Origin of the sequence: Aromatoleum aromaticum EbN1 (assembly GCF_000025965.1) — a bacterium.
In the GTDB taxonomy this organism is placed as follows: Bacteria; Pseudomonadota; Gammaproteobacteria; order Burkholderiales; family Rhodocyclaceae; genus Aromatoleum; species Aromatoleum aromaticum.
Map to the genome: position 1 here is coordinate 3156599 of NC_006513.1, position 14309 is coordinate 3170907.

Sequence of the window (14309 nt, forward strand, 5' to 3'; positions counted from 1 at the left end):
GGGGTGCGCCCGCTATCGCGGGCTGGTGCCCCAGCGCAGCATGTCCACCATCGTCGCTGCGATTTCCTGCGGCGACCGTCGCCCTTCGCGGTACCACAGGTATACCCAGTTCATCGCGCCGAGCAGCATCAACCGCAGCAGCGAGCGGTCGGTGCCCGGCGCGACGGGCAGGGCGTCGATGAGTCCGCGGTACAGATCCTCGTAGTCGTCGCGCACCGGCCGGATTTTCGCCAGCAGTGTGTCGTGCCCGATCAGCGCCAGGCTGTGGCCGGTCACGCGGTGCACCGGCGAGCCGCCGACGATGAGATGTACATGCACTTCGCACGCACGCGTGAGGCGCTCCCACGGGTCGCTCGCGCTGTCGACCTCGCGCTGCACCGTTTCCATGACGTCGTGGAAACCTTCGCGGTGCACCGCCAGATACAGCTCGTCCTTCGACGCGAAGTGGTGATAGACCGATCCGGCGAGCAGTCCGGCCTTGTTCGCGATATCGCGGATCGACGCACGGTCGTAGCCCTGTTCCGAAAACAGTTCGGCAGCCGCGTTGAGGATCACCCGTCGCCGGTCCAGGCGTTCGTCATCCGGTCCCGCTTCTTCCCCCGCTCGCCCGCGGGACGCCTGCGCGCTCAATGTCGCTCGCTCGAGCAGCCGGCGTTGGCTGTCACTCAGCACCGCAAGGCCGCCATCGGAATCACGCACCAGCGCCTGCAGGCGCTTTGCCGCCGTCTCCAGCCCGTGCTTCTGCCACAGGTAGCGCACGCCGGACGCTGAAATCCGCATTCCCGATCGCCGTAGCCGCTCAGCGACCGCCGCCTGCCCGAGCTCGGGTTCCTCCCGCGCCAGCTGCAGTATCGCCTGCTCGGTGTCGAGTGCTGGCGTGTCGTCGTCTGAAGTTGTTTTCGGGGCCATCCGGAATCCTGCCGCGCTTCGGGCCGCAATGATAGCGAGCAATGGCCGGAACGCGCCGCATAACGTGTCCCGGCGCCGCGTCGAACTCTGGCGTGCTGCGCTCCGTCCGGGTTACAGTACTCACTCACAAACTACTCGAACAAGTGTTTGACAAGATCGTTCGTCATTGCTAACTTTGCGACACGCCGACATCTTTCGGCGCGATACCCAGAGCGGTCCAGCCGCCGTTCGATTGGCCCGGGAAAATCCCGTGTCGGAACCAGAGGAGTGACCATGCAAGTCAAGAAGCTCGCAGTCCTGTGCTCGTTCGCGTCGCTGTCGTTCGTTCAACCCGCTGTCGCGGACATCACGGTGGGAGTGTCACTGTCGGCGACCGGGCCCGGTGCGTCGCTCGGCATTCCCGAGAAAAACGTCTTCGCGCTGCTGCCGGCGCAGATCGCCGGGGAAAAAATCCAATACATCGTGCTGGATGATGCGACCGATCCGTCGATCGCAACGAAGAATGCGCGCAAGCTGGTCACGGAAAACAACGTTGACGTGCTCGTCGGCTCGTCGACGACCCCGGCCACCGCGGCAATGGCCGAAGTCGCAAACGAGAGCGCGACGCCGCAGATCACGATCAGCCCCGTGTCCCTGCCTGCGGACCGCAACAGATGGGTGTTCCGCACGCCGCAGCAGAACAGCGTGATGGCCGAGGCGCTGCTCGCCCACATGAAGGCGACAGGCGTCAGGACGCTCGGTTTCATCGGCTTTGCGGACGCCTACGGTGAAGACTGGCTGGGCGCCGTAAAGAGCCGCGCCGAGGCGGCAGGCATCAGGATGGTGGCGGTCGAGCGCTATGCGCGCGCCGACACGTCGGTCAGCGGGCAGGTGCTGAAGCTGATCGCGGCGCGGCCCGACGCGGTTTTGGTGGTGGGCTCCGGAAGCCCTGCCGCGCTGCCGCAGACGACGCTCGGCGAGCGCGGTTACAAAGGCCAGATCTACCAGACGCACGCGGCCGCCAACCAGGCTTTCCTGAAGGTCGCAGGCAAAGCCGCCGAGGGCGCGATCATGCCGGTCGGCCCGGTCGTCGTCGTCGACCAGGTGCCGGACGCTCACCCGTCGAAGACCGCCGGGCGCGAGCTCGTGAGCAAGTACGAAGCCGCATACGGCGCAGGCTCGTTCTCGTCGTTCGCGGGTCATGCGTTCGATGCGTTCCGCCTCATCGAACAGGCGATCCCGATCGCGCTGAAGACGGCCAAACCGGGAACGCCGCAGTTCCGCGCGGCGCTGCGGGATGCGATCGAGTCGAACAAGGAGGTCGTCGGCAGCCATGGCGTGTTCAACATGAGCGCCGCCGACCACTTCGGTCTCGATGCGCGCTCGCACGTGCTCGTGAAGATCGAGAGCGGTGCGTACAAGATGATCCCGCAGTGACCCCAACGGAAAATCCCATGAGCACCGTGATATCCGATATCGACGCGATGTTCGCCCGGCCGGTCGTGAACATCGAGGCACGCCCGGACGGCAGCCGCGTCCTGCGTTCCGGAATCCAATTGCCCGACGGCTACGCGCGCTGCGTCGGCGAGTGGCTCGAACGCTGGGCGCGCGACACGCCGGAGCGCCTGTTCCTCGCCGAGCGCAACGTGGCCGGTGAGTGGGACCGCGTCAGCTATGGCGAGGCGCGCCGGCGCGTCATCGCGATCGCGACTTGGCTGCTCGGCCAGAACCTGTCGGCCGAGCGGCCAGTCGCGATCCTTTCCGACAACTCGATCGAACATGCGCTGCTGATGCTCGCGGCGATGCACATCGGTGTGCCGTCGTGCGCGATCTCGTCGGGCAACTCGCTGATGTCGAAGGATTTCGCCAAGCTGAAGGCGAACATCGAGTTGCTGCGACCCGGCGTCATCTATGCCGATCAGGTCGGCAAGTTTGCGGCCGCGATCGATGCGATCCGCCCGCTGCACGACGGCGTCGTGGTCGCCGGGGGCGGCAGCGAATCGACCGCCGGCTGCATGCCGTTCGCCGCTATCGAGGCGGACAGCGACGAGGCGGCGGTGATGGAGGCATACGCCCGGATCACGCCGGACACGATCGCGAAGTTCCTGTTCACGTCCGGCTCGGTCGGTACACCGAAAGCGGTCATCAATACCCAGCGCATGCTGTGCGCAAGTCAGCTCGCGAAGGAGCTGGTGTGGCCTTTCCTGCTCCACGAGCCACCGCTGCTGATGGAATGGCTGCCGTGGAGCCACACTTTCGGCAGCAACCACAACTTCAACATGGTGCTGCGCTTCGGCGGCAGCATGTACCTTGACGACGGCAAGCCGACGCCGGCGCTGCTCGACAAAACGCTGCGCAACCTGCGCGAAGTCTCGCCGACGATCTATTTCAGCGTGCCGCGCGCGTTCGACATGCTGGTGCCGGTACTGCGTCGCGACAAGGTGCTGCGCGACAGTTTCTTCAAGCGCCTGAAGCTGATCTTCTACGCCGGCGCCGCGTTGCCGCAGCACCTGTGGGCCGAGCTGGAGAACCTGTCCGAGGAAGCGACCGGCCGCCGCGTCACGATGGTGTCGTCGTGGGGCTCGACCGAAACTTCGCCGCTTGCGACCGACTGCCATTTCCAGGCGGTGCGCTCAGGCGTCATCGGCGTGCCGGTGCCCGGCACCGAGCTGAAGCTCGTGCCGTCGGCCGACAAGCTCGAAGTGCGGGTCAGGGGGCCGAACGTGTTCCCCGGCTACTGGAAGCAGCCCGAGCTGACGGCGAAATCCTTCGACGACGAAGGCTTCTACCTGATCGGCGACGCAGTCGAGTTCGTCGATCCGGCCCGTCCCGAACAGGGCCTGCTGTTCGACGGACGCGTCGGCGAGGACTTCAAGCTGCTGACCGGCACGTGGGTGCACGTCGGAGCGCTGCGCGTCAAAGGCATCGACGCGCTCAAGCCGGTTGCGCAGGACATTGTCGTCACCGGGCATGACCGCGACGACATCGGCTTCCTGGTGTTCCCGAACATCCCCGAATGCCGTTCGCTGTGCCCGGGACTGCCCTCCGACGCTCCGGTCGAGCAGGTGCTGTCGAACCCGGCGGTGCTCGCCCGCGTGCGTCTCGGCATGGCGGCGATGATGCAGGCCGGCGGCGGCTCGTCGACGTGCCCGACGCGCGCGTTGCTGATGGCCGAGCCGCCGTCGGTCGAAGCCGGCGAGATCACCGACAAAGGCTACATCAACCAGCGCGCGGTGCTGACCCGGCGCCGCGACCTCATCGAATCCCTGTATGCGGCGATGCCGGACAAGTCCGTCGTCACTGCGTAGCCGGACGCCGACCGGAGAATTTCGGCATGAATCACGAAAGGATCATCCTGATGACCGAACAACTGGTAAGAACCTCGCATGAGGACGACATCTACACCGTCACGCTGGCGCGCCCCGCCAAGCGCAACGCGATCAGCGACCGTCTGCTGGCTGCGATCGACGAAGCTTTCGCGGCCGTCCCCGACGGCGCCCGAGTGATCGTGCTGGCCGCGGAGGGCGAGCATTTCTGCGCCGGCCTCGACCTGACCGAGCACCAACACCGCGAGCCTTTCGGCGTCATGAAGCACTCGCAGGGCTGGCACCGCGTGTTCAGCCGCATCCAGAACGGCGGCATTCCGGTCGTCGCCGCGCTGCACGGCGCGGTCATCGGCGGCGGCCTCGAGCTGGCGGCCGCGACCCACGTGCGCGTCGCCGAGCCGAACACGATCTACCAGCTGCCCGAAGGGCGCCACGGCATTTTCGTCGGCGGAGGCGCCTCGGTGCGGGTCGCGCGGATCATCGGCGCCGGACGGATGGGCGAAATGATGCTGACCGGACGCATCCTCGATGCCGACGAAGGGCAGCGCCTCGGCCTGTCGCATTACCTCGTCGGGCCCGGCGAAGGGCTCGCGAAGGCGCAGCAGCTCGCGCGCCGGATTGCCGAGAACGCGCCGATGGCGAACTGGGCGATGGTCACGTCGATCGCCCGCATCGAGAACATGGCGGCCGACGACGGCTTCTTCGTCGAGTCGCTGACGGCCGCGGTCACGCAGACCGGCCCGGAAGTCGCCGAGCGCATCGGCCAGTTCCTGCAGCGCAAAGGTCAGGGAGCGCAGCGATGAACACGACCAATTCCTACGCCGCGTCGCAAGCCGCGGCCCATGCCGCGCGCTACGACGACATCTGGCTCGTCGCCGGGAGCCGCACGCCTTTCGCCGACTACAACGGTGTGCTGCGCGACGTGTCGCCGACCGACCTCGGCATTTTCGCCGCTCGCGCGTTGTTCGACAGGAGCGGCATCCCGGCGAGCGAAATCGACGCGATCGTCGCCGGCAACATGGCGCAGGCGAGCTTCGATGCGTATTTCCTGCCGCGCCACATCGGCCTGTATTCGGGTGTGAACCCGAACGTTCCGGCATTGCTCGTGCAGCGCCTGTGCGGTACCGGCTTCGAGACGATCATCGCCGCCGCCGACCAGATCACGCTCGGCAAGGCTAAAGTCGCGCTCGCCGTCGGCACTGAATCGATGTCGCGCAACCCGATCGCCGCCTACACGCACCGCGCCGGTTTCCGCATGGGCCAGCTCGATTTCCGCGACTTCCTGTGGGAAGCGACGAAGGACACCGCGCCCGGAGCGAGCATGGGCGACACCGCGGAAAACCTCGCGAAGCGCTACGGCATTTCGCGCGGCGAGGTCGACCGCTTCGCCGAGCAGAGCTTTGCACATGCTTGTGCGGCCTGGGAGTCGGGCTGGTTCGCCGGCGAAGTTGCCCCCGTCGTCAATGCGAAATGGGAGTTGGACGGCTACAACGCCCGGTCGCTGAAGCTCGCCGACCGTGCCGAGGTGTGCGATCGCGACGGCCATGTGCGCCCGACGTCGTTCGACGCGCTGCAGAAGCTGAAACCGGCGTTCGGCGGCGTGCAGACCGGCGGCAACAGCTCGGCGATCGTCGATGGCGCCGCTGCGGTGATCGTCGCCCACGGCGACTGGGTGCGCGCGCACGGCGTCAAGCCGCTGGCGCGCATCGTCGCCGGCGCGTCGGTGGCAGTGCCGCCGGAGATCATGGGCATCGGTCCGGCGCCGGCGATTCGTGCCGCAGCAGCGAAGGCCGGACTCACCGTCGGCGACCTGGGGCGCGTCGAGATCAACGAAGCGTTCGGCGCGCAATACCTCGCGTGCGAACGCGAACTGGGGCTCGACCGCGAGCGTGCCAACGTGCATGGCGGCGCGATCGCGATCGGTCATCCGCTCGGCGCATCCGGTGTGCGGCTGACGACGACGGTGGCGCGCGAGCTGCAGGAGGCGCGGCTGCAGTTCGGCGTGTCGTCCGCGTGCTGTGGTGGCGGCCAGGGCGTTGCGATCGTCGTCGAGAACGTCGGCTGAGCCATCAGCCAGCGAAAAGGGGAAAAACGATGAAACTCGAAAGCAGCACTTTTATCGTCACCGGCGGGGCGTCGGGGCTCGGCGAAGCGACTGTGCGCGCGTTCCACGCTGCCGGCGCGAACGTCGTTATCGCGGACCTGAATAGCGTCGGCGGGGAAAAGCTCGCCGATGAGTTCGGCGCCCGCGCAGCGTTCCACCGCACCGACGTCGCATCCGAAGCCGATGCGCGCGGCTGCGTCGAGCTCGCGCTCGCACGCTTCGGCGCGCTCAACGGGCTCGTCAACTGCGCCGGCATCGGCACCGCCGCGAAAGTGCTCGGCCGCGACGGCCCGCATCCGCTCGACACGTTCGCGCGCATCGTGAACATCAACCTGGTCGGCACTTTCAACATGATCCGGCTCGCGTCCGAAGCGATGTCGAAAGGCGAACCGAACGCCGGCGGCGAGCGTGGCGTGATCATCAACACCGCGTCGATCGCCGCGTACGACGGCCAGATCGGCCAGGCCGGCTATGCCGCGTCGAAAGGCGGCATCGTGTCGATGACGCTGCCGGTCGCACGCGAACTCGCCCGCTTCGGCATCCGCGTCGTGACGATCGCGCCGGGCCTGTTCCTGACGCCGATGATGCAGGGCCTGCCCGAAGACGTGCAGCGCTCGCTCGGCGAAGCAGTGCCGTTCCCGTCGCGCCTCGGCGAACCGGCCGAATACGCCCAGCTCGCACGCCAGGTCGTCGAGAACGCGATGCTCAACGGCGAGACGATCCGCCTCGACGGCGCGATCCGCCTCGCGCCCCGCTAAGCCCGTTTGGCCGGACCTGTGCCGGCCGGAGCCAGTCCCATGCACGACTACGCCGCGCCGCTGCGCGACATGCACTTCATCCTCCGCGAGCTCGCCGGTCAGGACGCGGTTTCTGCACTGCAGGGATTCGAGGACGCGACGCCGGACGTCGTCGAAGCGATCCTGGACGAGGCGGGCAAGTTCGCCGCCGGCGTGCTCGGCCCGATCAACGCCCGGGGCGACGTGCAGGGTTGCCGTCTCGACGCCGACGGGCGTGTCGTGACCCCCGATGGTTGGAAGGAGGCGTGGGACCGCTTCGTCGAAGCCGGCTGGACCGGTCTGTCGCTGCCGCTGGAATTCGGCGGCCAGGGCCTGCCGAAGCTCGTGTCGACGCCAGTATGGGAGATGTGGTTCGCGACGAACATGGCGTTCGCGATGCTGCCGCAACTGAACGTCGGCCAGGCCGAAGCCCTGCTGATCGCCGCCAGCGACGAGCTCAAGCAGACGTGGCTGCCCAAAGTCGTCAGTGGCGAGTGGGGCAGCACGATGAACCTCACCGAGCCGCAGGCGGGCTCCGACCTCGCGGCGACGCGTACTCGCGCCGAGCCTGCCCCGGACGGAAGTTTTCGCCTCTTCGGCCAGAAGATCTTCATCTCGTACGGCGAGCACGAACTGACGAGCAACATCGTCCATCTCGTGCTCGCGCGGCTGCCCGACGCGCCGGCCGGCGTCAAAGGGCTGTCGCTGTTCCTCGTGCCGAAGTTCCTGCTTGACGCCGACGGCAATCCGGGCGCGAAGAACGACGTGCGCTGCATCGCGATCGAGCACAAGCTCGGCATCCACGGCAGCCCGACCTGCACGATGAGCTACGGCGACGCCGGCGACGCCGGCGGCGCGGTCGGCTGGCTCGTCGGGGGGCCGAACCGCGGCCTCGAGACGATGTTCATCATGATGAACGAAGCGCGCTTCGGCGTCGGCGTGCAGGGCGCCGGGCTCGGCGAGCGTGCCTACCAGCTCGCCCTCGGCTATGCGCGCGAACGCGTGCAGGGCCGCGACGCGATCACCGGCGAAGCGGGTCAGCCGATCCTCCATCACCCCGATGTCAAGCGCATGCTGCTGTCTATGCGCGCGAGGGTGATGGCAATGCGCGCGCTGCTGTATACGGCGGCCGGCTGGTTCGACTTCGCCGAGCATCATCCGGACGCCGCGCTCGCGGCGAAATGCCGGCGTTACGTCGACCTGTTGATGCCGGTCGCGAAAGGCTGGTGCACCGAAGTCGGCCAGCAGGTCTGCAGCGACGCGATCCAGGTGTTCGGCGGCATGGGCTTCGTCGAGGAGACGGGCATTGCGCAGTTCGCCCGCGACGCGCGCATCATCACGATCTATGAAGGCACGACGGGCATTCAGGCCAACGACCTGATCGGCCGCAAGATCCTGCGCGAAAGCGGGGAGACGCTGCGCGAACTGATCGCGGACCTGCATGCGACCGCCGCGACGTTGCGCGAAGAGGCCGAACTCGGGTCGCTTGCCGACGGATTCGCCGACAGCATCATCGCCGTCGAACGGGCGGCCGAGTGGGTGCTCGCGAACGGGAAGGAACGCTTTGCCGAGGTGCTCGCCGGCGCAGTGCCGTTCCTGCATCTGCTCGGGATCACATGCGGCGCGTGGCAGATGGCCCGCGTCGCGCTCGCCGCACGGCGACGGCTCGCCGCCGGCCAGGGCGACCCGGTGTACCTCGCGAGCCTCGTCGAGCTCGCCCGTTTCTACATCGCGAGCTTCGGCCCGCAGGCGGCGGCCTGCTCGCAGGCGGTGCGGGAAGCCGGCGGGCCCTTGATCCGCTTCGACGCTGCGGCCTTCTGAGCGAAGTAAGCCTCGCCGTGGCGAGGCAAAGCGAGACGGAGAAACAGCCGAGGCCGTTCGCCCTGAGTGGGATATTCGCCCGATGGTCGAAAGGCGTTGGCAAGAAACAGGGCGGTGGTAGTGTTCGGGGAGTTGCTTGTGGACAAAGACCGACTGAGCACTGGTGCCCTGGAGCCCGTCCTCTGAGTATGGTTGAGGCATCGTCGGCGAGTATGGTGAGTCCCCTGGCGCGTTGGTGCTGGCCACCGGCGGGTCTGTCCGACATCCCGATTGAGAGATTGAGCGTATCGACATGCCCACGTCCGCGAGCGACCTTGACTCAAGGAGAGAACATGGCGCAACGAGTTGGTCCGACCCGACGCGGAGTTGACGGCACACCGGTCGAGCCGTTGAGCATCAAGCATCCCAACGCTGCCGGCATCGACATCGGCGGGGCAAGCCACTATGTGGCGGTGCCGCCTGATCGGGTAGGCAAAGGCGAGCCCGCGGTGCGCGAATTCGGACCGCACACCGAAGACCTGGTCGCGGTTGCCAATTGGCTTTGCGCGTGCCGCATCGATACCGTCGCGCTCGAATCGACGGGGGTGTATTGGATAGCGCTGTACGAGCTTCTGCAAGCGCGTGGCTTTGAGGTGTGGCTGGTCGATGCCAAAAGCGTACGCCACGTCAAGGCGCGCAAATCCGACGTGCTTGATTGCCAGTGGTTGCAACAACTGCACAGCTTCGGACTGCTGAGTCAGGCGCATCGGCCGGATGAGCAGGTTTGCGCGCTGCGCGAGATGTCGCGGCTGCGCGACATCACCATCGATGAGCGCGCCCGGCATACCCAGCGCATGCAAAAGGCGCTCACCCAGATGAATGTGCAACTCACCAACGTGATTACCGACATCACCGGCGAGACGGGCATGAACATCATCCGCGCCATCGTTGCCGGCGGCGCGACCGCATGGCCCTCGCGCAGTTGAGGAACTACCGGGTACATGCCAGCACCGAGCAGATTGCCAAGGCGCTCGAAGGGCGTTGGAGCCGCGAGCATCTGTTCAGTCTTGCCCACGAGCTCAAGGCCTATGACTTTGCCAGCGAGCAGATTGCGCGGCTGGACGCCGAGATCGAGGGGCGGCTTGAGGCGATGCGCGTCTTCGACAAGAGGCCGGAGGCGAACGCGAACAAGGGACGTCGCAAGAACACGCTGGCCTTCGACGGACGGCGGGCACTGATGAACTGGTGCGGCGTGGATTTGACCGAAGTGCCCGGCATCGACGTGGGCACCGCCCTGAAGATCCTCTCGGAGTTGGGGAGCTCGCTCACCCGCTTCGCCACGGCAAAGCATTTCTGCTCGTGGCTGGGACTGTGCCCCGGCACGCGGATTTCTGGCAACAAGAAGCTCTCCGGCGCCAGCAAACGAATCCCCAACCGTGTCGCGCGGGCGTTGAAACTCGCCGCGCTGGGCTTGTCGCGCTCGCGCTGCGCCATGGGGGCCTATTACCGAAAGCTTGCCCTGCGCATGGGCTCGCCCAAGGCCATTACCGCCGTGGCGCATAAGCTCGCGCGTATTGTCCATGCGATGCTCAGCGGGCAGGCCAGCTACGTCAAGGAGGATCAGGCCAGGCACGAAGCGCGCTACCGCGAACGCGCCATCAAAGCACTGCAGAAGCGCGCCCAGGAGCTCGGCCTGACCCTCTCGCCGCAGGCTGTTCCCGCTCAACCATAATGCCGATCGTTCCTCGCTGCACATTTTTAACCCATTGAATCAAGATGCGAAAATTACTGTTTCTTGAGAGCCTGTCGAAGGGCGCTGCCAGGGCTTCGACAACCTCAGCCCGAACGGTAATTAGCTGACGAGCCAATAATGGCGAATGGAAGCTGTTTCTCAAGAGCCCGCACCGCCCGCTTCATACGAGCCGCTGCCGGGTCGCGTCGAATTCCTTGCGATAGCGTTCGACCAGTTCGCGCGCGGTTTGCCGCAGTTGCTCCGGGTCGGCGTTCAAGGCTTCGCCGATGCCGTCGGCGATCTCGTCCACCTCGACCGTCGCACGCACTTGCGGCGGCTCCCACGTCGCGGCGAACGCCGCCTGCTTGCCGGGATGCCCTGCGCGCCGATGGAGCAGGTTGACGCGCGGCAGCGCGAAGGCCATCGCGACGATCCGGCCGTGCAGGCTGCTGCCGCAGTACCCGCGACTCGCCGCGATCAGCGCGCAGATGTCCCAGATGTCGAGCGATTCGACGATCCTCACCAGTGTTGTCGGCAGGCGTGCCGCGAGCCGCGCGTAGCAGGCCGTGTCGTCGTGCCAAGGTGCCGCGCCGGCGCGAAACAGGGCGACGCCGTGGCCGCTCGAGCGCGCACTGCGTTCGAGCCCGGCAGCGATCGCGTCGAGCGTTGCATCGTCGCCGAAGTCGGCGCTGAACTGCACCGCGAGATAGCCTTGCGGGAACGCGGCGCGGATCTGCGCGACTTCGCCCACACGGGCGTGCCGGGCGATGCGCTCGCCGAACAGTACCGCGACCATCACCGCGGGGTCGGGCACGAGCCGGGCCGGGACACTCGCCGCGGCGAGCTGCGCGCGCGTCTCACGGTCCCGCACGCCGATTGTGTCGGCGGCGCGGAGATTCGCGAGGACTTCGGCGCGCAAGGCCTCGTCGCACTCGCCGAACCCGGCACCGCCGACGGCGTTGTAAATCACGCGTGCACCGGGGAAAAAATCGCGGGGCACGCAATAGGGTGCGAGCGCCCGCGTGCCCAGCCGGCGCTGCGCCCATTCCAGCGCCTCTTCCGGGCGCGGGTCGAAGCGGGCGACGACTGCGCGCGCTTCCGGCAGCGGGAGCAGCATCACCGCGGCATGCCACGCGCCGCAGGTGAGAATCTCGCCGCCGACGTGGATGAGGTTGACCGCGCGTTCGCCCCATGCCGCCGCGAGTGGCGCGATCGCGTGGACCGCATGTCCGCCGAAACGCCGCAAGTCGGCGTCGACGAGACCGGCGAATACCGGATTCCGGTCGTCGAGCATTGCGGCGACGATGTGCGGAAACAGCAGGTCACCGAAGTTGTGGCGGTCGAACGCGCCGAACAGGATCGTCGGAATGTGTGCTGGCGGTTCGCGAACGAGCGGAATTCGTGCCACCCGTGCCTCCTTTCGGTGCGCGCTGTCGGGGCGCAATGATTGCCTCTAGAATGTGCGGCCCGAGCCCAGCGCAAACCTTGCGGCGATTTCCGAAGGATCATGCCGGTCGCAGTCGTCGGCGCGCGTCTCTCGCGACACCGCTTCCCGATCCGGTTCTCCCGACAGGCTCTCCTGCCATGATGTCAGACACCTCCTTGCGCGTTTTGTCGGTAATCCCGCCGATGACGCAACTCAACACGCCGTACCCGTCCACCGCGTACCTGACCGGCTTCCTGCGCTCGCGCGGCATCGATGCGGTGCAGGAGGATCTTGCGCTGGCGCTCGTGCTGCGGCTGTTTTCCGGTGACGGGCTGGCGGCGATCCGCGACAACATCGAAGCGACGCCCGAATCCAGACGCCCGCCGCGCGTGCAGGCTTTCCTCGCGCAATTCGACCGCTACCGGACGACGATCGGACCGGCGATCGCGTTCCTGCAGGGGCGCGATCCGACCCTCGCGCATCGCATTGCCGGGCGCAGCTTCCTGCCCGAAGGCTCGCGCTTCGACTCGCTCGACGTCTACGTCGACCCGGACGGAGGCGATCCGCTCGCGTGGGCGTTCGGCGCGCTCGGGCTGCAGGACCGCGCGCGGCATCTGGCGACGCTGTATCTGAACGACGTCGCCGACGTGCTGCGCGAGGCCATCGATCCGCGCTTCGAGTTCGTGCGCTACGCCGAATCGCTGGCGCAGAGCCAGCCGACTTTCGATCCGCTCGCCGAAGCCCTCGCAGCGCCGCTCAATCTCGTCGGCCGCACGCTGCGCGCGCTGACGCTCGACGCGATCGCCCGCCATGCGCCGCAGCTCGTGCTGCTGTCGGTGCCGTTCCCGGGGGCCGTCTACGCGGCGTTTCGCATCGCGCAGGCGATCAAGGAACACGACCCGGCGATCGTCACCGCCCTCGGCGGCGGATTCGTGAACACCGAGTTGCGCGAGCTCTGCGAGCCGCGGGTGTTCGACTATTTCGACTACGTGACGCTGGACGACGGCGAGCGCCCGATCCTGGCGCTGCTCGACCACCTTGCCGGCGGGCGTTCGCAGGAGCGGCTGGTGCGTACTTTCGTGCGCGACGACGATGCGACGGTGCGTTACATCAACCTCGGGGAAGCCGACATCGCGTTCGCCGAAGTCGGCACGCCGACCTGGGACGGCCTGCCGCTGGATCGTTACCTTTCAGTCCTCGACATGCTCAACCCGATGCACCGGCTGTGGTCGGACGGGCGCTGGAACAAGCTCACCGTCGCGCACGGCTGTTACTGGAAAAAGTGCAGCTTCTGCGACGTCAGCCTCGATTACATCTCGCGCTACGACGGCGTTGCCGCGACGACGCTCGTCGATCGCATCGAGGCGATCATCGACGAGACCGGCCAGACGGGTTTCCATTTCGTCGACGAAGCCGCGCCGCCGAAAGCGCTGAAAGCTCTCGCGCAGGAGCTTCTCGACCGCCGCCGCGCGATCTCGTGGTGGGGCAATATCCGCTTCGAAAAATCGTTCACGCGTGAGCTGTGCCGGCTGCTTGCCGACAGCGGCTGCATCGCGATTTCCGGCGGCCTCGAAGTCGCGTCGGACCGCCTGCTCAAACTGATGAACAAGGGCGTGTCGGTCGAGCAGGTCGCGCGCGTCACGCACGGCTTCAGCGAAGCGGGAATCCTTGTCCACGCCTACCTGATGTACGGCTTTCCGACCCAGACCGTGCAGGATACCGTGGATGCGCTCGAATACGTGCGGCAGCTCTTCGAAGCCGGCTGCATCCAGTCCGGGTTTTTCCATCGCTTCGCCTGCACCGTGCACTCGCCGGTCGGCCAGCAGCCCGAAATGTACGGCGTCACGCTGGCACCGCTGCCGCCGGCATCGTTCGCCCGCAACGACGTGCGTTTCCTCGATCCGACGGGCGTCGACCACGACATGCTGGGGGTTGCGCTGAACAAGGCGCTGTACAACTACATGCACGGCATCGGTCTCGATGAAGACGTGCGCAGCTGGTTTTCCGATCGCGTACCTCGCCCCCGCGTGCCTCGCCAGTTCATCGCGCGGGCGTTGCGGTGAGCGTTTCGAGTGGCCCATATCCGCGTTAGCGCGCGGTCGCCGGCGTTTTCTCCGCCGCGGTCCTTGAGGCGAAGCGCCCCTTGCGCTAGGCTGGTACCCCAGTGCGGGGGGCGGAGGTCGATGATGACGATGCCGGCATGACGGCCGCACGATTCGGCGAGCCGGACTGCGGCCCCCGAAAATGCACTGTCCGC

At 66.9% G+C, this 14309-nt stretch carries 9 protein-coding genes and 1 pseudogene; 8 read left to right on the top strand and 2 right to left on the bottom strand.

Going from position 1 to position 14309, the window contains the following annotated elements; translation table 11 throughout:
* Positions 1 to 12: 12 nt before the first annotated feature.
* The gene (locus EBN1_RS15020) at positions 13 to 909 is read right to left on the bottom strand and encodes a TetR/AcrR family transcriptional regulator (protein WP_011238821.1); all 897 of its coding nucleotides are present in this window, start codon (positions 907 to 909) and stop codon (positions 13 to 15) included.
* Between the two features lie 273 nt (positions 910 to 1182).
* Here EBN1_RS15020 and EBN1_RS15025 point away from each other — a divergent pair, with 273 nt between their 5' ends.
* The 7 genes and pseudogenes from EBN1_RS15025 to EBN1_RS15055 all read left to right on the top strand — a co-directional run bounded on the left by EBN1_RS15025 (position 1183) and on the right by EBN1_RS15055 (position 10626).
* Positions 1183 to 2325: an ABC transporter substrate-binding protein gene (locus EBN1_RS15025; RefSeq protein ID WP_011238822.1), complete on the top strand. Its 1143-nt coding sequence runs from the start codon at positions 1183 to 1185 to the stop codon at positions 2323 to 2325.
* A 17-nt stretch (positions 2326 to 2342) separates the two neighbouring features.
* Complete coding sequence (locus EBN1_RS15030) at positions 2343 to 4196, top strand: feruloyl-CoA synthase (RefSeq protein ID WP_041646462.1); 1854 nt, start codon at positions 2343 to 2345, stop codon at positions 4194 to 4196.
* 50 nt (positions 4197 to 4246) lie between these two features.
* Positions 4247 to 5017, top strand: a complete 771-nt coding sequence (locus EBN1_RS15035) for a crotonase/enoyl-CoA hydratase family protein (protein ID WP_041647421.1) — start codon at positions 4247 to 4249, stop codon at positions 5015 to 5017.
* A complete protein-coding gene (locus tag EBN1_RS15040) occupies positions 5014 to 6279 on the top strand; it encodes a thiolase family protein (protein ID WP_011238825.1) in 1266 nt (421 codons plus the stop codon). The genes EBN1_RS15035 and EBN1_RS15040 overlap by 4 nt, the downstream gene beginning before the upstream one ends.
* Before the next feature lie 29 nt (positions 6280 to 6308).
* Positions 6309 to 7076: a 3-hydroxyacyl-CoA dehydrogenase gene (locus EBN1_RS15045; RefSeq protein WP_011238826.1), complete on the top strand. Its 768-nt coding sequence runs from the start codon at positions 6309 to 6311 to the stop codon at positions 7074 to 7076.
* Between the two features lie 39 nt (positions 7077 to 7115).
* Positions 7116 to 8915 (top strand): acyl-CoA dehydrogenase, encoded by a 1800-nt coding sequence (locus tag EBN1_RS15050; RefSeq protein WP_011238827.1) that lies wholly within the window; start codon positions 7116 to 7118, stop codon positions 8913 to 8915.
* 332 nt (positions 8916 to 9247) lie between these two features.
* Positions 9248 to 10626 (top strand): annotated as a pseudogene (locus EBN1_RS15055) (IS110-like element ISAzo22 family transposase).
* 181 nt (positions 10627 to 10807) lie between these two features.
* On the opposite strand, the gene EBN1_RS15060 reads toward EBN1_RS15055, so the two are convergent.
* Complete coding sequence (locus tag EBN1_RS15060; protein WP_197531818.1) at positions 10808 to 12034, bottom strand: polysaccharide pyruvyl transferase family protein; 1227 nt, start codon at positions 12032 to 12034, stop codon at positions 10808 to 10810.
* 179 nt (positions 12035 to 12213) lie between these two features.
* Here EBN1_RS15060 and EBN1_RS15065 point away from each other — a divergent pair, with 179 nt between their 5' ends.
* Positions 12214 to 14115: a B12-binding domain-containing radical SAM protein gene (locus EBN1_RS15065; RefSeq protein ID WP_041647426.1), complete on the top strand. Its 1902-nt coding sequence runs from the start codon at positions 12214 to 12216 to the stop codon at positions 14113 to 14115.
* Positions 14116 to 14309: the final 194 nt, after the last annotated feature.

Excerpts from the sequence above, each read along its gene's own strand:
- EBN1_RS15020 (WP_011238821.1), bottom strand. The coding sequence starts at position 909 with ATGGCCCCGAAAACAACTTCAGACGACGACACGCCAGCACTCGACACC.
- EBN1_RS15025 (WP_011238822.1), top strand. The coding sequence starts at position 1,183 with ATGCAAGTCAAGAAGCTCGCAGTCCTGTGCTCGTTCGCGTCGCTGTCG.
- EBN1_RS15030 (WP_041646462.1), top strand. The coding sequence starts at position 2,343 with ATGAGCACCGTGATATCCGATATCGACGCGATGTTCGCCCGGCCGGTC.
- EBN1_RS15035 (WP_041647421.1), top strand. The coding sequence starts at position 4,247 with ATGACCGAACAACTGGTAAGAACCTCGCATGAGGACGACATCTACACC.
- EBN1_RS15040 (WP_011238825.1), top strand. The coding sequence starts at position 5,014 with ATGAACACGACCAATTCCTACGCCGCGTCGCAAGCCGCGGCCCATGCC.
- EBN1_RS15045 (WP_011238826.1), top strand. The coding sequence starts at position 6,309 with ATGAAACTCGAAAGCAGCACTTTTATCGTCACCGGCGGGGCGTCGGGG.
- EBN1_RS15050 (WP_011238827.1), top strand. The coding sequence starts at position 7,116 with ATGCACGACTACGCCGCGCCGCTGCGCGACATGCACTTCATCCTCCGC.
- EBN1_RS15065 (WP_041647426.1), top strand. The coding sequence starts at position 12,214 with ATGTCAGACACCTCCTTGCGCGTTTTGTCGGTAATCCCGCCGATGACG.